The sequence below is a fragment of the Microbacterium oleivorans genome (genome assembly GCF_013389665.1).
In the GTDB taxonomy this organism is placed as follows: Bacteria; Actinomycetota; Actinomycetes; order Actinomycetales; family Microbacteriaceae; genus Microbacterium; species Microbacterium oleivorans_C.
This window is the reverse complement of record NZ_CP058316.1, coordinates 2,472,518-2,490,378: the sequence shown is the minus strand read 5'-3', so window position 1 is coordinate 2,490,378 and position 17,861 is coordinate 2,472,518. Positions and strand designations below refer to the sequence as shown.

The following is a 17,861-nucleotide window of genomic DNA, read 5'->3' as shown; positions in this document are numbered from 1 at the left end:
GAGGGGGATGCGGCCGGCGCGGGCGCGCCGCGCCGGCCGCAGGTGCCGTCGCACGAGGCGACGGCGGGGCGGGCTCAGTCGAGTCCGACCTCGCTGGCGACGCGGTCCTCGGCCTCGGTGATGGCCTGGTCGACCGGAGTCGAGCCGGAGAGGATCGCGCTGTGCATGTCGTTGAGGATGTTCTGGATCGCCGCCGTCTTGTTGGACGTCGGGTTCTCCGGAGCCACCTCGCCGGTCGACCAGGCGAACTTCGACAGGTCGTCGGTGGGTGCACCCTCGACGGCGAAGTAGGCCTCGGTGACGTCGTCGTTGGCGACGGCCGGCGTGATGCCGATCTTCGCGAGCTCCTCCGCGGCCTCGAGGCTCGCGGCGTAGGCGAGGAAGTCCTTCGCCGCCTGAGTCTTGGCGCCGTCGATGTTCGCGTTGATCGAGAAACCGGTCGGGTCGCCGAAGGTCACCGGGGTGTTGTCGGTGCCGGCGGTCGAGTCGTCGAGCTGCGGGATGGGTGCGATGCCCCACTCGAAGTCGTTCGCCTCACCCGAGGCCTGCTGCGAGATGAGGGTCGCGACGTACCACGTGCCCATGGGCAGCATGGCCGCCTTCTGCGTGCCGAACTCGCCCTGGTAGGTGAGCTGGTTCGCGGTCGAGGTGTTGAAGTCGACCTGGGCGCCGGCGCTCTGGAGGTCCAGGACCCGGTTGTAGTAGTCGGCGAAGTAGCCGTAGTCGCCCGAGAGCACGTCGGTGTCCTCCTGCGCCGAGGCGAAGCCCTGGACGGTGGACTGCCAGCGGTGCTGGTAGGCGCCCTTGGCGACGCCGGCCTCGTTGATCGCCTCGGCCGCTGCGTCGTAGTCCGCCCACGTCCAGCTGCCGTCGGGGTACTCCTGGCCGGCGGCGTCGAACAGCGCCTTGTTGTAGAACAGCACCCAGCGGTCCTGGCGGTACGGCACGCCGTAGGCGGTGCCGTCGATCTCGTACGAGGATGCGCCGCCGACGCCGTCGGGGAGCTCGACGTCGGAGACGTCCATGAGCTGCCCGCCCTCCTGGAAGGTCGTGACGAACTTCACTTCCTTCTGGGTGATGATGTCGGGGCCGACGCCGGCTGCCAGGTCGGCGGTGACCAGCGTGTTGTACTCGGCGGCGTCGTACTGCTTCAGCTCGACGGTGACGTCGGGGTTCTTCTCGTGGAAGGCGTCGGCGAGGACCTGGAACTCCGGCGTGGTGTCGAGGCTCCACCCCGACAGCGTCAGGGTGACGGGTCCGTCGGCGGTCTCGGCGGGCTCGGATCCCCCACCGCAGGCGGCGAGCGACAGGGTGGCGACGACCGCCACACCCGCCGCGGCTGCGAACTTGCGCTTCATGCGTGCTGCTCCTTTGCGATTGCGTGCGAGGTCCCACTTCGGACCTCGTGGTGCCGAGCCGCCGGGGCGGGCGATTCGGAGTCGGTGAGGCGGCTGACGGTGCGGACCCCATCGGGCCAGCGGACCGTCACCGCGCCGTCGTCGAGGACGACGGCGGCCGTCGGGGCGATGCGCTCGCCGCCGGCCAGGTCGAGCAGGACCACGACGGGTTCGCCCGGTCGCACCGGGTGCTCCGTCGTGGGAACGAGGGTGCGGACCCCCAGCGGGTCGGCGTCGGTGCGTGTCACCACGCCCGGCACGGCGTCGCCGCCCAGGCTCCGGATGCCGCTGCTGCGTCCGCGCCCGTGGACCCAGGCGCCGGTCTCGTCGCTGCCGCCGGCGGGCTCGTCGCCCGAGAGCGGCCACCCGCCCACCCGCAGCCGCAACGCGGCGGCATCCTGCCCCGGAGCCAACTCGTCGACGACGACGATGCGCACCTCCGCCGAGCCGCGCACGAGCGAGTGCACGGTGATGCGCCCGACCGAGGTCGCGGTGCCGGCCAATCCCGAGCCGTGACGGTGGGCGGTGGGCGCGGGCTCGACGAGATGGGCGTCCCACGTCGAGGCGGCGATGCCGATACGGCCGCCGTCGTCGTCCTGCACCCGGGCTCCGAGCAGGGTCATCGCCGTGCGGTGCGTCGCCCGGCCGTCGGGGTGGACGAGGGCCACGGACTGCTCCAGCGGCTCGAGCCAGCCGCGCTCGTCGACGATCGGCGAGGTCGCGGTCGAGTACCCCAGGCGGGCGTACAGCGGGGAGTCGGCCGTGCGGGCGACGGGGAACGCGTGGTCGGTGCCGTGATTGACGACGCGCACGATGCCGTCATCCGTCGTGCCCGAGACGATCCAGCCCGGCGACGCGATCGCGCGGAGCAGATCGCCGCGCTCGACCGGGAGCGCTTCGGCGGGGGCGCTCCACACAGGGTGATCGGCGGGCAGCAGCAGACCGAGAAAGCCCTTGACCGCCCAGTACGGCGACCCCGGCCCCGAGTACGACTGCGCGAGCTCCCGCCAGGTCCCGTGCCAGCCCATCGTCAGGATGCCGTCGGTGTCGGGGGCGCCGTGGTCGGCGAAATGTCCGACGATGCGGTCGGCGGCGTGCCGCAGCGCTCCGGCGGAGTGGGAGGGCACCTCGGCGACGGCGCCCGCCCAGAACGGGGCGGCTGCGGCGAAGCGGTAGATGAGGCTGCGGCCCTGGATGAGCGGCGAGCCGTCGCCGCCGACGAGCGCCAGGGCGTCGTGGAGGAACTCGTCGAGGCGCGCCACGTCGGCGGCCGTGCGGTCGCCCGCCAGTTCCGCGGCCCCGGACATGCGCGACCACAGGATGGGGTACACGTGCAGCGCCCAGCCGACGTAGTGGTCGTAGGAGCGTTCGTCGCCGTCCGAGAGCCAGCCGCCCTCGCGCACGAAGGAGTCGTGCCGGGCGAGGTCGGCGGCGATGTCGTCGGCCGACCACGGGCCGTCGACCGAGCGCAGGAAGGTCTGCACGACCAGTCGGAACCAGACCCAGTTCGTCTGGGGGTAGGTGTCGTCGCCGACGACCGGCGCGAGGTACGAGACGACGCGCTGCTGGGTCGTGGTGTCGAGTCGGTCCCAGATCCACGGGCGCGTCAGGTCGAGCACGAGCGCGATGGACGCCGCCTCGACCTTGGCCTGCGCGTGCTCGTCCATCCGCACCCAGCGATCGTCGGCGTCGGGGTCGACGCCCGCGGCGATACCGCGGGAGTACTGCTCGATGAGGTCGTCGACTCCCGCGCCGCGGGCTCCCGCGATGCGGAATCCGGCGAGCAGGAACGTCCGCGCGAAGCCCTCGAGACCGTCGACCGCGTGACCGTAGCCGCCTTCGGCTCCCGGGAAGTGGATGCGGCCGCCGCCGGGTGTCGCGTGGCGACGGGCGGCGTCGAGCAGGACGTCGGCGCGGGCGATCCAGGCGTCGCGCGTCGCGGCGCCGTGGGGCGCGTTCGGTTGCTCGGGTGCCACCGGTTCTCCTTTGAAGGGCTGTCTCGGTCGTCGTCGTCGATCTCGACCGATTCGGAGATTAGCAACGCATTTCGATCATTGCAAGATCTTCTTCGTTTCCTTATGATCGATTCTGATCGGTTCGCAGGACCGACGCCGGAGATCGCACCACGCGGATCCGTTCGAACTCGACGAGGAGTCCCGTGCTCTGGAACACCGACGGCTTCGCCGGCCCGCTGGCCGCGCTCTGCCGCGACGTCGCCGCGACGCTGCTGCCCGTGGGCCGCGCCCTGCCGGTACCGGCCGCCGGGCTGCGCGGTGGGCGCGGGATCCCGCACGCCACGCTCGCGCCGCTGCTGGCCCGCGCTCGCGCCGATCTCGACACCGCGTGGCCGCAGCCGCTGGCGAGCCAGGCGGCCCGGGTGCACGGCGACGGCGATCGCGACATGTACGAGCAACGGGTCTTCGAGCGTCAGCGGAGGCTGAGCCGAGCCGTCGTGGCTGCGCTGGTCGACGACGACCCGCGATGGCTCGACGAGGTCGCCGACGGTGTCTGGCTGCTGGCCGAGCAGTCGTCGTGGTGCTGGCCGGCTCACGATGACACCCGCAGCCGGCACGGCAGCGTGCTGGCGACCGTCACCGATCCCTTCCTCGATCTGGGGGCGGGCGAAGTCGTCGGGCAGCTGGCGTGGATCGACCACGTGCTCGGCGCGCGCCTCGACGAGCGGTACCCCGGCGTGCGACGGCGCGTGCGACACGAGGCCGAGGTGCGCGTGTTCGCGCCGTTCCTGGAGCGCCGCGACTGGCACTGGATCGGCCTCGACGGCGACGTGCACAACTGGAACCCGTGGATCCACGGGAACGTCCTCGTGGCCGCGCTCGCCCTCTGCGACGACGAGGTGCGCCGGGAGCGGCTGGTCGCGCTCGCGGCCCAGGGCATCGATCGCTACGTCGCCGCCCTGCCGGGCGACGGTGCCATCGACGAGGGCTACGCGTACTGGTGGAACGGCGCGTGCCGCGCGCTCGAGGCCCTCGACCTGCTGGCCTTCGCCACCGGGGGCGCGTGGGATCCCGTCGCCGCGGTTCCGGCGCTGCGCGAGACGGTGGCCTTCCCGCACCGCTCCCACCTGGGCGGGCCCTGGTACGTCAACCTCGCCGACGGCCCCGCCCGGCCACCGGCCGACCAGCCTTGGCACGCCCTGCACCGCGCCGCCCGGGTCGTCGACGATGCGGCCGCGCAGCGCCACGCCATCGTCGCCCAGCGCACGCTCGACGGACCGGCGGCCGGCGAGGACGCCGGGCTGGGCCGGATGCTGCGCGCCCTCGCCGACCGCGAATGGCTCGCCGCGACGAACCCGGAGACCCCCGCGCCGGAGGCGAGCCCCCTGCCGCGCAAGGTATGGCTCCCCTCCACGCAGGTGTGGCTCGCCCGCGCGTCCGAAGGCTCGCCCGCCGGGCTGACCGTCGTGCTCAAGGGCGGCCACAACGACGAGAACCACAACCACAACGACGTCGGCTCGGTGATCGTCGCCTCGGACGGGGTGCCCGTGATCGTCGACGCGGGCCGCCCGACCTACACCGCGCAGACCTTCGGCCCCCACCGCTACGACATCTGGACGATGCAGAGCGACTGGCACAGCGTGCCGCGGGTGTCGGGCCTGTCGCAGCCGCCCGGGCGCGCATTCGCGGCATCCGATGCCCGCCTCACCCGTTCGGATGAGATACCGGCGATGGATGTCGAGATCGGCGGGGCGTACCCGCCGGGCGCCGTGGCGACGTGGCGGCGGCAGACGAGCCTGGACCGTCGGGCCGCTCGGGTCGAGATCCACGACCGCTGGCAGGGTGCGGGCCCGGCGACAGCGGTGCGCCTGCTGCTCGCCGGCGAGGTCACGGCGGGCCCGGGCTGGGCGCGCGTGGTCCCGCTCGACGGCGCGGGCCCCGTCCGCATCGCGTGGGCAGCCGACGCGCCCCACACCCTCGAGGCCCGCGACCTCGACGACCCGATGCTCTCGGATGTCTGGGGCCGCAGCCTCACGCGACTCGAGATCGGCGTCGACGGCCGCACCGAGCTGCGTGTCACGGTAGAACAGGAACGGAACGAGGACGAGCGATCATGACCGACCCCACACCGGCGCTGCTGGCCGCCGAACGCCGTGCGCACATCCTGGCCGCCATGGAGCGCGAGGGCGCCGTGCGCATCTCGCAGCTGACCGACGAGCTGGGCGCCGCGACCGTGACGCTGCGCCGCGACCTCGCCCAGATGGAGCAGGAGGGCCTGCTGCAACGCGTGCACGGCGGGGCGATCCCCACCGGCGCACAGCACGCCGGCCCGACCGCCGCCCCCGCCGCCCGCGAGCGCACCACCGGATCGATCGCCGTGCTCGTCCCCTCGCTGAACTTCTACTGGCCCGGCGTCGTTCGCGGCATGGAGACCGCGGCACGACGCCACGGCCTCAAGGTGCAGCTGCGCGGCGCCTCGTACGAGCTGCAGGACGAGCGCCCGGTGCTCGAGCGGCTCGTCGCCAGCGGCGACGTGCGCGGCCTCATCGTCGCCCCCAACACCGACACGCCCCACTCGCAGGACGTCGTGCAGTGGCTCGCGGAGTGCGGCACGCCGAGCGTCCTCGTCGAGCGCGACGCGACCGTGCAGCCGGCAGGGGTCCCGGTCGAGGCGGTGACCACCGACCACGCCCTCGGCGCGGTGCTCGCCGCCCGCCACCTCGCATCGCTCGGGCACCGCAAGGTGGGCCTGGTGCTCTCGCGCAACTCCCCCACCTCGCGCAAGATCGCCGCGGGCTGGCAGTCGGCCTGCGAGGAGCTCGGACTCACCCCGGGCGAGCACATCGAGACCACCCTCCCCGACCGCGCGAGCGCCGAGTTCTCGGCGGCGGTGGACGCGACGCTCGACCGGGCGCTCGGCAGCGGCGTGACCGCCCTCCTGGTGCATTCCGACCCCGAGGCGATGGCGTTCGTCGACCTGGCGCTGAACCGCGGCATCTCGGTGCCGGAGGACCTGTCGATCGTCGCGTACGACGACGAGGTCGCCGAGTTGTTCACCCCGGCGCTGACCGCCATCGCTCCCCCGCGGGTGAGCGTGGGCGAGACCGCGGTCGAACTGCTCGTCTCGCGCATGGCCGACCCGGGCCGGCCCACCCGCCGGGTCATGCTCAACCCCACCCTCGTGGTCCGCGAGTCCACGGTCGCGCCCCGGACGGACCCGGCATGATCGAGCGCCACGACTACTCGCCGTGGGACTTCTGGACCACCGCCTCGGATGAGGCGCGGGCGGCTCAGCGGAGCCGGCAGGACGACGCGCTGCGCGAGCATCCGACCTGGTCCATCGGCGAGGGGTGCTTCGTGTCATCGCTCGCAGCGCTCGACGCCGACGCCCTCGCGCTCGGCGACCGCTCGTACATCGCTGCCGGCGCGTACCTCACCGGCACGCTGCGAATCGGCGCCGACTGCTCGATCAACCCGTCGACGGTCGTGCGCGGCGACGTGGTCTTCGGCGACGGTGTGCGCATGGGCGCGCACAGCTCGGTCCTCGGCTTCAACCACTCGATGGAGCCGGGGACGCCGGTCTTCCGGCAGCCGCTGACCAGCCGCGGCATCCGTGTCGGCGACGACGTGTGGATCGGCTCCCACGTCGTCGTGCTCGACGGGGTGAGCGTCGGCGACTCGGCCGTGCTGGCGGCCGGAGCGGTCGTGACCAAGGACGTCCCGGCCGGTGCGATCGTCGGCGGGAACCCGGCCCGGCTGCTGCGATGGCGGGTGCCGCCGGCCGAGGGCGCACCCGTATCCGACCCGACGGTCCCCGCCCGCGCCGGCTCGCGCGACCGGCCCGCCGACGCCGCTCGCGACGCGCGGCTGCGGGTCTTCGCCGACACCGCCCGCGCCGAGGCCGTCGGCATCCTCGAAGGCGCGCTCGACGACCGCACCGGGCTGTTCGCCGACCGCCCCGGAGCAGCCGCCACGGTGCGCGCACAGGGCGACGCGATCGAGATCGCCGACCTCCTCCTCGGCACCGTGCCCCCGCGAACCGACCGCGACGAGCTCGTCGCCCGCCTTCGGCGGTGGCAGGATGCCGTCACCGGTGCGGTGCCTCCGCTCGGCGCCATCGCCCCGCCCGACTGGACCGACGGCGACACCGCCTACCACGTACTGAGCACCGGCTACGCCCTCGACCTGCTGGGGTCCTCGTTCGCGCACCCGGTCGGGCTCATCACCGACGCCACCCCGGCCTCGCTGATCGCGCGCCTGGAGGAGCTGCCGTGGGAGAGCGACCCGTGGAACGCCGGACATCACGTCGACGCCCTCGGCACCGCGCTCCTGTGGGCGCGGCGCCGCGGTGACGCGCTCGCTCCCGGTGCCGCCGAGGCCCTCTTCGGCTGGCTCATCACCCGAGCGGATGCCGCGAGCGGCATGTGGGGGCGAGCCACGCCCGACCGCGGCCTGCTGCTGCTCGTCAACGGGTTCTACCGCGCGTCGCGGGGGACGTTCGCGCAGCACGGGCTGCCGCTGCCGCATCCCGAGGCCGTGATCGACACGGTTCTGCGCCACGCCCGGGACGACCGGTGGTTCTCGCCCGGCGCCTTCGACGCCTGCAACGTGCTCGATGTCGCGCACCCGCTGTGGTTGACCCGCGCGAGCGGACACCGCCGCGCGGAGGTCGACGAGCTCGCCGGGCGCCTCCTCGATGCAGCCCTCGACGGTTGGCATGCCGGTTCTGGAATGAGCTTCCGGCTCCTCGGCGACGACCCGGGGCTGCAGGGCACCGAGATGTGGCTGGCCATCGTCTGGTACCTCGCCGACCTGCTCGGGCACGCCGAAGCGCTCGGCTATCGGCCGCGTGGCGTGCACCGCCCGGAGCCCGCTCCCCTTCGCTGATCTCGCCCGGCCTTTCCCGGTCAGGGTCGCCCGCGCGGTCAGGCGTGGCGCAGGGCCGCGGCCCAGTCATCGAGCAGACGCGCGACGGCGATGCTGTGCGCCCACGGCATCGCGGGCGACTCGATCTCGCCGCGGACGAGCAGCTCCGCCACGGCGTCGGCCTCGGCGGCGAACGGATTCACCACGGCGGGCCGCTCGACCCGCTCCCCCGCGTCGTCGACGATCCGCAGCTCGCCGGCCGAGGCGAGCCGCGAGCCCCACGCGTCGGGCAGGACGACACGGCCCCGGTCGCCGACGACCTCGGCCGAGCGCGGCAGCTCGGAACGGATCGAGGTCTCGACGTGCGCGGTGAACCCGGGAGCGATGACGACGGCCCGGGCGTGCTCGTCGACGCCGGTGGGCCCGATCCGCCCCGCGACGTCGCCGATCCGGAGAGCGCCGAGCGCCACACCGGCGGCCTCGGCCACCTGCACGGCGAGAGCGAGCGGGTATCCGCCCACATCCAGCAGAGCACCGCCGCCGAGTGCCGGATCGAACAGACGTCCCTCCCGGGGCTCGGCCCGGAACCCGAACGAGGCGCGCAGGCGCAGGCCGCCGCCGATGCCGCCGAGCGCCACGGCGGACTCCAATGCCCGCGCGAACGGCGAGAAGCGGTTCTTGTACGCCTCCACGAGGGGAACGCCGACCGCGGTCGCGGTCGCGATCAGATGGGCCGTGTCCGCAGCCGTCAGGGTCAGCGGCTTCTCGCACAGCACGGCTCGGCCGGCACGGAGGGCGGCCTCGGCCAGCTCGAGATGCGCCGGGTGGATGCTCGAGACGTACACGGCGTCGACGTCGTCCCGGCCGATCATGTCGTCGTAGCGTCCGGCGTGCTGGGCACCGAGACGATCGGCGACGGCGCGCGCGCGGTTGGGATCGGAGCTGCCGATGCCCGCGAGCACCCCGGTCCGGGTCTCGCGCAGGCCGGCGACGAAGCTCTCGGCGATCCGGCCCGGCCCGAGCACCGCCCAGCGCACCGGGCCCGCCTCGCCCGTCACGGCGCGTTCGACGACGCCGCGCCGTCGCGCCGTTGTCGCTGCGCCAGCATCGCTCCGGCCTCATGCAACCACCGGGCGGGTTCGGCCAGCGACGCCGCGGCGCTCCCGGCCCGCTCGGTGAGCGAGACGGATGCCGCGAACGCGGCGGTGTCCGCGTCGGCGGCGATGCGGCCGGCGACCAGAGCCGCCGGCGCGCCCGCGCGTGCGGCGAGCTCGGCGACGAAGGCCGGCACCTTGCCGGCGGCGGACTGGCCGTCGAACGATCCCTCGCCGGTGATCACCAGCTCCGCCTCGGCGACGGCCTCGGCCAGGCCGATGAGCTCGGCGACCTCACGCGCCCCGGGCGTCAATCGCGCGCCCCAGGCGAGCAGTCCGAACCCGGTGCCGCCGGCCGCGCCGGCGCCCGGTGTCGCCGCCAGCGACGCGCCGTCCGGCACGCTCGCGCTCCACCGCGCCAATCCCGCCTCGGCATCGGCGACGCCGGCCGGCTCGAGGCCCTTCTGCGGGCCGAACACGGCGGCGGCGCCGCGCTCTCCCAGGAGCGGGTTCGAGACGTCGCTGAGCACGACCGCTCCCCCCGCCGGGAGCGGTCGCAGCGCCGACAGGTCCACGTCGGCGATGGCGGACAGCCCGCGGACCCCGGGTGCGACCTCATGACCGGTGGCGTCGGTGACGCGGGCGCCGAGGGCGCGCAGCATCCCGATCCCGCCGTCCGTCGACGAGCTCGACCCGATGCCCAGGACGAGGCGGTCCACGCCGGCGTCGAGCGCGGCGGCGATGGCCTGGCCGAACCCGCTCGTGTCGGCGTCGAGGCCGCGACGCCGGGCGCCGAGCAGCTCGATGCCCGAGGTCGAGGCGAGCTCCACGACGCCGACCGTTCCCGCCGCGCCGCCGTGACCGGCGGGCAGGAGCAGCCAGGATGCCGCCACCGCGGTGCCGGCGGGACCGATGACCTCGACGGGCATCCGGCGCGCGCCGGGCACCGCGGCGGCGAACGCCTCGAGGGTGCCCTCGCCGCCGTCCGCCATCGGGCGCAGCTCGACGGCCGCCTCGGGGTCGACCGCATGCCAGCCCGCGGCGATCGAGCGCGCAGCGTCGGCGGCCCCGATCGAGCCCTTGAAGCTGTCGATCGCGACGACGACGCGGGACGTGCCGGTCACGGGCGCGCAGGGGTGCTCTCGCGCACCAGCACGTCGAGCGGCAGCGACGACGCGTCGGCACCGGCATCGCCGTCGACCGCCGCGCGGAGCGCGCGGTAACCGACGTCGGGCAGGGGGACGCGCACGGTCGTGAGCGGCGGGGTGACGTCGCGCCCGGTGGGGATGTCGTCGAAGCCGGCGAGGGCGATGTCGGCACCCGGCTCGCGGCCGGCTGCCCGCACCGCCGTCAGCGCGCCGATCGCGACGACGTCGCTGATGCCGAACACCACCGTTCCCGGGGCGACGCCGTCGGCGAGCGCGGCCGTCATGGATTCCGCGCCCGACTCACGACTGAACCCGCCGCGGTACACGCGCGGCTCGGCGCCGCCACCGGCGGTGAACCCCGCGGCGAAGCCGGCGAGTCGGTCGTCGCTGGTGACGACGCCCTCGGCGGCGGCGAGCACGACGGCGTCGCGGTAGCCCCGCTCGGCCAGCGCAGCCCCGAGCGCGTGCGCCCCGCCCCGGTTGTCGATCGCGATGCTGCGCACCCCGGGGGCACCCGGGCCGAGGGCCACGACGGTGCCGCCGCCGGCGGAGATGAGGTCGAGCTCGGCCGCCAGCTCGGGGGTCATCTCGCGCGAGGTGCGCGAGGCGGCCAGGATGATGCCGCGGGGACGCTGCCCGCGCAGCGCCCGCACGAGGCGCAGCTCACGGGCGGGATCGCGCTCGGTGATCGCGACGGTGACGACGAGGCCGGCCTCGTCCGCGCCGCGCGCGACACCGGCGGCGAGCTGGCCGAAATACGGGTCGGCGATGTCGGCGACCAGCAGCGCGACGATGGCCGAGGTGCCGCGGGCGGTGGCCTGGGCCGACAGGTTCGCGGTGTAGCCGAGGCGGGCGGCTGCCTGTTCGACGCGCTCCCGATAGGCGTCGGCCACCTTGCGTGTCGATCCGTTGAGGGCGCGCGATGCCGTCGCCAGCGACACCCCGGCCTCGCGTGCCACGTCGTGCAGCGTGGCCGACCCACGCGGCGACATCCCCGTCTGTCCCACGAGCAGAGTCTAGGCGGTGGCCGCTCGCGCAGCCGCGAGGTGCGGCGACACGACGGCGCCGAAGGCCGCGGCGGTGCGCTCCACCACGGCGGCGGCATCCGTCGCCCAGATGTCGGCGTTGAAGATCTCGACCTCGATGTCGCGGTCGTACCCCGTCGCCTCGACCGCACGGGTCAGGGTCGCGAAGTCGATGACCCCGTCGCCCGGGTAGTGCCGGCTCAGCAGCACGTCCGCCGGCAGCGGCGTCTTCCAGTCGCACACCTGATAGGTGGCGATGCGACGCTCGCGGCCCGCGCGCTCGATGGCGGGCAGGACGTCGGGATCCCAGAAGATGTGGAACGTGTCGACGGTGGCGCCGACGACCTCCGGCTCGAAGTCCGCCGCGATGTCGAGGGCCTGCCCGAGCGTCGAGACGACACACCGGTCGGAGGCGAACATCGGATGCAGCGGCTCGATCGCCAGCGTCACGCCCGCGGCCTTCGCGTGCGGCGCGAGCTCGCCGATCGCGTCGCGGACCAGCTCGCGGGCGCCGACGATGTCACGCGACCCCTCGGGGAGGCCCCCGGCGACGAGCACCAGGATCGCGGTGGATCCCGCGGCGCCGGCCGCCGCGAGGGTGGCCGCCTCGTCGATGGCGACGCGGTTGTCGTCGAGGGAGGCGCGGCGGGCCGGGCCCTCGGGCATCGTGAAGAAGCCCGCGCGGCAGTGCGTCGTGAAGCGCAGGCCCGAGTCCGAGAGCATGGCGGACGCCGTGGCGAGCCCGACCTCCTGCACCGGTTCGCGCCAGAGCCCGATCGCCTCGACGCCCGCTGCCGCGGTCACGCGGAGGGCCGTGGCGAGATCGGCGTACTTGATCGTGGCCTGGTTGATCGACAGCCGCGGGTCCGCGCTCATGCGCCGAGCCCGTTCAGACGGAGCATGCCGTGCCAGCGGTCGGCGGCGAGCTCGGGGTCCTCGAGAGCCGACGCCGCGTTGGCGAGCTCGACGATGCGCGAGAGGTGGGGCAGGCTGCGCGCGGAGTGTAGTCCGCCCACCATCTGGAAGGCGGCCTGATGGCCGTTGAGCCACGACAGGAAGGCGACGCCCGTCTTGTAGTAGAAGGTCGGGGCGGCGAACACCTGGCGGCTGAGCTCCTCCGTCGGCTCGAGGATCGACAGATAGCGTTCCGCGTCGCCGGCGTCGAGGGCCTGGATGGCCGCCGAGGCGACCGGGGTGATCGCCGCGAACGCGCCGAGGAGCGCGTCGGAGTGCTGCCGCGACGAGGCGGCATCCCGGTCGGGCTGACGCGCCTGCGGTACATCGGCGCCACCGATGAGGCCGACGTAGTTGAAGTCGTCGCCGGTGAACATGCGTACGCCCTCGGGGAGCCGCTCCCGCACCGAGACCTCGGAGGCGGCATCCAGCAGGCTCATCTTCACGCCCGCGACCTTCTCGACGTTCTCGCCGATGATCTCCACGAGCACATCGGCCGCGATCCGCCAGTCGGCGGCGCCGAAGTATCCCGCCAGGGTGGGGTCGAACGCGGTGCCGAGCCAGTGGAGAACGACGGGCCCCGACGCCGACGCGAGCACCTCGCGGTACACGTGGCGGTAGTCCTCGGCCGACTGCGCGGCGCGCGCCAGGTGGCGCGAGGCCATGAGCACGGGACCGGCACCCTGCTCCTCGGTGAAGGCGAGCTGGCTCTTGTACGCGTCGATCACCTCGTCGAGCGAGATGTGCTCGGCCTCGACGTGGTCGGTGTTGACGCCCACGACGACCGAGCCGCCCTCCTCGCGCGCGACCTCGGCCGAGCGGGCGATGAGCTCGCGCGTGGCCGCGGCGTCGAGGCCCATGTTGCGCTGGGCCGTGTCCATCGCATCAGCGACGCCCAAGCCCCAGGAGTACACCGCCCGACGGAAGCCGAGGGTCGCGTCCCAGTCGATCCGCGCCGGCTGGCCCGGGGTGTTGTCGCCGTGGGTCAGCGGCACGACGTGTGCCGCGGCGTACGCCACGCGGCTCCGCAGCGGGGCGGTGGGGCGGGTGAACGCGGGGGCGTCTGCGAGGGCGACGGACGACAGCGCGCCGTCGGCGCCCAGGAGGGTGAGCTCGGTCATCGTGATGGTCCCGTTCAGTCCAGCGCGAGGACCGGCAGCTCGACCTTGCGGCCTTCGCGGCTCGAGCGCAGGCCCGCCTCGGCGAGCTGCACACCGCGCGCACCGGCGAGCAGGTCGAACTCGTAGGGCGTCTCGGTGACGTAGGAGGTGAGGAACTCCTCCCACTGCTGGCGGAAGCCGTTGAGGAAGACGTCGTTGGTGGGGACGTTCTGCCAGTCGGCGTCGTAGTCGTGCCCGTCTTCGAGGTCGGGGTTCCACACCGGCTTCGGGGTGGCGTTGCGCGGCTGGATCTTCGCGCCGAACAGGCCCACGACCGCCGAGCCGTGGGTGCCGTCGACGTGGAACTCCACGAGCTCGTCACGGTTCACCCGCACGGTCCACGACGAGTTGATCTGCGCGACGACCCCGCCCTCGAGCTCGAAGACGCCGTAGGCGGCATCCTCTGCCGTGGCGGTGTAGTGCTCGCCCTGCTCGTCCCAGCGGTCGGCGATGTGCACCGCTGCCTGGGCGTAGACGGTCTTGACGCCGCCGAAGAGGTTCTCGAGCACGTAGTTCCAGTGCGGGAACATGTCGACGATGATGCCGCCGCCGTCTTCGGCGCGGTAGTTCCACGACGGACGCTGCGCGGGCTGCCAGTCTCCCTCGAAGACCCAGTAGCCGAACTCGCCGCGCACCGAGAGGATGCGGCCGAAGAAGCCCGAGTCGATGAGGCGCTTGAGCTTCTGCAGCCCGGGCAGGTAGAGCTTGTCGTGCACGACGCCCGTCTTGACGCCGGCCTCGGCGGCGAGCTTCGCCAGCTCGATCGCCTCTTCCACCGACTCGGCGGTGGGCTTCTCGGTGTAGATGGTCTTGCCCGCGGCGATCGCCTTGCGCAGAGCCGTGGCGCGCGCCTTCGTGACGAGGAAGTCGGCGTAGATCTCCCAGCGGGGATCGGCCAGCGCGGCGTCGAGGTCGGTCGTGTAGTCGTCGATGCCGTGGCGCGCGGCGAGCTCGGCGAGCTTGGCCTCGCTGCGTCCGACGAGGAGCGGCTTGACGGTGACCTTCGTGCCGTCGGGCAGCTCGATGCCGCCCTGGTCGCGGATCGCGAGGATCGAGCGCACGAGGTGCTGGCGATAGCCCATGCGCCCGGAGACGCCGTTCATGATGATGCCGATCTCGCGGACCTGCGGGGCGGTCGCCGAGGCCGGCGCGGGGCTGAGGGTTGTCGTCTCTGACACGGATCGTCCTTCGAATCGTTCGCTGTCCACCCAGAGTGGTAAGCGCTTTCCCATACTGTAGATCGAGGTGGTTGCCCCGCGCAACCGATCTCCGGCGAGAAGGTGGCGCACGCGCCGGAACCTCGACGGGACACCCGGCGGAAGCGCCACCTCCGCCGTCAGGACAGCCGGACGGCCGCCCAGGAGATCGGGGGCAGCGACAAGCTCAGTTCGCCCTCGTGCGTGCGGACGTCGGGCAGGGCCCGCACGCCGACGCGTTCCGGCTCGGCGAGGGTGTTGGCCGCGTACCGATCGTCCTCGTGGAGCAGGTGCGACTCGGCGACGCGCAGGTCCCGACCGAAGGATGCCGCGACCGCGGCGATGTCGATGCTCAGGGCCTCGGTGTCCGTCGTCGACCGGTTCACGACGAACAGCGACACCCCCTCGCCGTCGATGGTCGCGACGGCGTTGACGTTGGCGACCGTGCCGAACCGCTCGCTGTCGAACGACCCCGACGAGACGGGCACCGAGACGGCCCGCTCCCCCGCCAGGCGGGAGGTGAGGGCGAACGGGAAGAAGGTGGTCTGCCGCCACGCCGGGCCGCCGGGCTCGGTCATGATCGGCGCGATGACGTTGACCAGCTGCGCCAGCGACGCCGATCGCACGCGATCGCTGTGCTGGAGCAGCGTGATGAGCAGGTCGCCGAAGACGACGGCGTCCAGCGCGTGATAGCGGTCCTCCAGCAGGCGGGGCGCCACCGGCCAGCCCGCCTCGAGCGGCTTGTCGTCCTGACCGCCCTCGTCGTTGTGGAGGTACCAGACGTTCCACTCGTCGAAGGAGATCATGATGCGCTTGTCGCTCTTCTTCGTCGCCGCCACCGCGTCGGCGATCGAGACGACCGAGGAGATGAACCGCGACATGTCCACGCCCGAGGCGAGGAACTCCTGCGCATTCCCGAAGCGCTCCTGGTAGTAGGAGTGGCACGAGATGAAGTCGACGTCGTCGAAGGTGTGCTCCAGCACCGTGCGCTCCCACGAGCCGAACGTCGGCATGCCGCTGCCGGACGACCCGCAGACGACCAGCTCGACGTCGGGGTCGAGCATCCGCATCGCCTTGGCGGTGCGCGAGGCGAGCTTGCCGTAGTCGTCGGCGTTGCGGTGGCCGAGCTGCCACGGGCCGTCCATCTCGTTGCCCAGACACCACATGCCCACCCCGAACGGCGACGGCCGGCCGTTCGCCGCCCGTCGGCGCGTCCACGCCGTGTCGGCGTCGGCGTTGACGTATTCGAGCAGGTCGATGGCCTCCTGCGTGCCGCGCGTGCCGAGGTTGACCGCGAGCATCAGATCGCTGCCGACCAGCTCGAGCCACCGGGCGAACTCGTGGAGACCCACCTCGTTGGTCTCCGTCGAATGCCACGCGAGGTCGAGCCGGCGCGGTCGATCCTCCCGGGGGCCCACGCCGTCCTCCCACCGGTACCCCGACACGAAGTTGCCGCCGGGGTAGCGGATGGTCGAGACCCCGAGCTCGCGTACGAGCTCGATGACGTCGGCTCGGAATCCGTCGGCGTCCGCTGCCGGATGCCCGGGCTCGTGGATGCCGTCGTAGATGTGACGGCCGAGGTGTTCGACGAATCCGCCGAACACCCGGCGGTCGATGCGAGCGATCTCGAACCGGGGATCGATGACGGCGTTCGGGGTGGTCATGGGGTCTGCTCCTGGAATGGGCGGGGCTGCCGCGACGGTGCACGGCAGCCCCGGATGATCATCCGTTGATGACGACGTCGGCTTCGGAGAAGAACTGCTCCACCGCCTGGTCGACGGTCGTCGTGCCGAGGCCCAGCGACTTGCCGAGCTCCCAGAACGTCTGCTCCAGCGTGCCGTAGCCGGCGATCGGAACCGGCGGGGCGTCGCCGATGCGGTCGGCCGCGGACTCGATGTAGTCGGCGACCTGCTTGTCGGGCCCCTCGAGGGTCGCACCCTCGAGCTTCGAGGTCGAGGCCGGGAAGCCCAGCGTCGTGCCGAAGATCTCGCCTGCGGCGGCGGAGTTGACGACGAAGTCGAGGAAGAGCGCGGCGGCCTCGGGGTGCTCCGTCTTCGACGAGATCGCCACCTGCAGCCCGGCCTGACGGTACAGGTCCTTCGAGCCGGCCTTGGCGGTGGGCGGGGCGACGATCGAGATCGACGATGCGCCCGAGTCGGCGAGGTAGCCGCCGAGGAAGTTGCTCCAGCTCATCTCGCTCGCCGTCAGAGCAGCGCCGAAGCCGGACTTGGGCGAGAGCTCCTCGAGGCGCTGCTGCGGCACGGTGATGCCCTCGCGCAGTTCGGCACCGCTCTCCCAGTAGGCGCGCAGGTCGTCCTCGGTGAATCCGAGCTCGCCCTCCTCGGTGTACAGGTTGCCGCCGTCCGCACGCAGCGCGAGCTCGAAGCCCTGGATGCGCTGCGTGTAGTCGGTGCCGCCGTACACGGCGCCGCCCGTCTTCTCGGTGACCTCCGCCATCCAGTCGTCGAACTCGGCGACGTCGGTGCCGGACTCGGGCGCGGCGACGCCGGCCTGGGCGACGAGGTCGTCGTTGACGAAGTTCGCCCAGAGGCTGTAGCCCGTCGGGAGCGAGTACTGCGTGCCGTCGAGCGCTCCCGTCCCGAGGAGCCCTTCGTCGAAGGTCGACATGTCGATCTGGTCGGAGACCTGAGCGAGGTCGAGGAGGTTGCCCGATTCGCCGTACTGGCGCAGGTAGCTGTCGGAGAACTGGAAGACGTCGGGCAGACCGCCGCCGGCAGCCTCGGTCTGACGCTTCTCCCAGTAGCTGGGGAAGTCGGTGAAGCTGACGTTGACGGTGATGTTCGGGTATTCCTCGTTGAACGCCGCGATCAGCTGATCGTAACGCTGGGCGCGGTCGTCGTTGCCCCAGAACGCGTACGTCAGCGTGACCTTCTCGTCGGGGTCGAACGCAGCTGCGGTCGGTGTCGCTGCGCCGCCGCATCCGCTGAGGGCCAGCGCACCGGCGGCGGCGATGCCGATCGATGCGAGCAGCCGGGTGGTCTTCATGGGTGTCCTTTCATCGGGAATGAGCCCGGGGGGACGGGTCGGAGGGAGGCCGCCGGGGCG

At 72.9% G+C, this 17,861-nt stretch carries 13 protein-coding genes; 3 read left to right on the top strand and 10 right to left on the bottom strand.

The window, feature by feature from the left end; translation table 11 throughout:
* Positions 1 to 74: 74 nt before the first annotated feature.
* Both HW566_RS11780 and HW566_RS11775 read right to left on the bottom strand, forming a co-directional pair.
* Positions 75 to 1,358, bottom strand: a complete 1,284-nt coding sequence (locus HW566_RS11780; protein ID WP_178013108.1) for an ABC transporter substrate-binding protein — start codon at positions 1,356 to 1,358, stop codon at positions 75 to 77.
* Positions 1,355 to 3,373, bottom strand: coding sequence for a DUF2264 domain-containing protein (locus tag HW566_RS11775; RefSeq protein WP_178013107.1), 2,019 nt, complete (start codon positions 3,371 to 3,373; stop codon positions 1,355 to 1,357). Before HW566_RS11775 ends, HW566_RS11780 begins: the two co-directional genes overlap by 4 nt.
* A gap of 182 nt (positions 3,374 to 3,555) precedes the next feature.
* On the opposite strand from HW566_RS11775, the gene HW566_RS11770 reads away from it, so the two are divergent.
* The 3 genes from HW566_RS11770 to HW566_RS11760 are packed head-to-tail and all read left to right on the top strand — an operon-like array spanning position 3,556 to position 8,239.
* A complete protein-coding gene (locus HW566_RS11770) occupies positions 3,556 to 5,469 on the top strand; it encodes a heparinase II/III domain-containing protein (RefSeq protein WP_178013105.1) in 1,914 nt (637 codons plus the stop codon).
* Positions 5,466 to 6,578, top strand: a complete 1,113-nt coding sequence (locus tag HW566_RS11765) for a substrate-binding domain-containing protein (protein ID WP_178013104.1) — start codon at positions 5,466 to 5,468, stop codon at positions 6,576 to 6,578. The genes HW566_RS11770 and HW566_RS11765 overlap by 4 nt, the downstream gene beginning before the upstream one ends.
* Positions 6,575 to 8,239, top strand: a complete 1,665-nt coding sequence (locus tag HW566_RS11760; RefSeq protein ID WP_178013102.1) for an acyltransferase — start codon at positions 6,575 to 6,577, stop codon at positions 8,237 to 8,239. The genes HW566_RS11765 and HW566_RS11760 overlap by 4 nt, the downstream gene beginning before the upstream one ends.
* A 38-nt stretch (positions 8,240 to 8,277) precedes the next feature.
* On the opposite strand, the gene HW566_RS11755 is transcribed toward HW566_RS11760, so the two are convergent.
* The 8 genes from HW566_RS11755 to HW566_RS11720 all read right to left on the bottom strand — a co-directional run bounded on the left by HW566_RS11755 (position 8,278) and on the right by HW566_RS11720 (position 17,801).
* Positions 8,278 to 9,276: a Gfo/Idh/MocA family protein gene (locus HW566_RS11755; protein WP_178013100.1), complete on the bottom strand. Its 999-nt coding sequence runs from the start codon at positions 9,274 to 9,276 to the stop codon at positions 8,278 to 8,280.
* Positions 9,273 to 10,436: a glycerate kinase gene (locus tag HW566_RS11750; RefSeq protein ID WP_178013098.1), complete on the bottom strand. Its 1,164-nt coding sequence runs from the start codon at positions 10,434 to 10,436 to the stop codon at positions 9,273 to 9,275. Before HW566_RS11750 ends, HW566_RS11755 begins: the two co-directional genes overlap by 4 nt.
* Complete coding sequence (locus tag HW566_RS11745; RefSeq protein WP_306171773.1) at positions 10,433 to 11,467, bottom strand: LacI family DNA-binding transcriptional regulator; 1,035 nt, start codon at positions 11,465 to 11,467, stop codon at positions 10,433 to 10,435. Before HW566_RS11745 ends, HW566_RS11750 begins: the two co-directional genes overlap by 4 nt.
* A gap of 9 nt (positions 11,468 to 11,476) precedes the next feature.
* Positions 11,477 to 12,361: a sugar phosphate isomerase/epimerase family protein gene (locus tag HW566_RS11740; protein ID WP_178013096.1), complete on the bottom strand. Its 885-nt coding sequence runs from the start codon at positions 12,359 to 12,361 to the stop codon at positions 11,477 to 11,479.
* A complete protein-coding gene (locus tag HW566_RS11735; protein WP_178013094.1) occupies positions 12,358 to 13,560 on the bottom strand; it encodes a dihydrodipicolinate synthase family protein in 1,203 nt (400 codons plus the stop codon). Before HW566_RS11735 ends, HW566_RS11740 begins: the two co-directional genes overlap by 4 nt.
* Positions 13,561 to 13,574: 14 nt before the next feature.
* Positions 13,575 to 14,702, bottom strand: coding sequence for a Gfo/Idh/MocA family protein (locus HW566_RS11730; RefSeq protein ID WP_178014907.1), 1,128 nt, complete (start codon positions 14,700 to 14,702; stop codon positions 13,575 to 13,577).
* A gap of 233 nt (positions 14,703 to 14,935) precedes the next feature.
* Positions 14,936 to 16,459, bottom strand: a complete 1,524-nt coding sequence (arfA, locus tag HW566_RS11725; RefSeq protein ID WP_178013092.1) for an arabinosylfuranosidase ArfA — start codon at positions 16,457 to 16,459, stop codon at positions 14,936 to 14,938.
* A 58-nt stretch (positions 16,460 to 16,517) separates the two neighbouring features.
* Positions 16,518 to 17,801: an ABC transporter substrate-binding protein gene (locus HW566_RS11720; RefSeq protein WP_178013090.1), complete on the bottom strand. Its 1,284-nt coding sequence runs from the start codon at positions 17,799 to 17,801 to the stop codon at positions 16,518 to 16,520.
* Positions 17,802 to 17,861 lie beyond the last annotated feature (60 nt).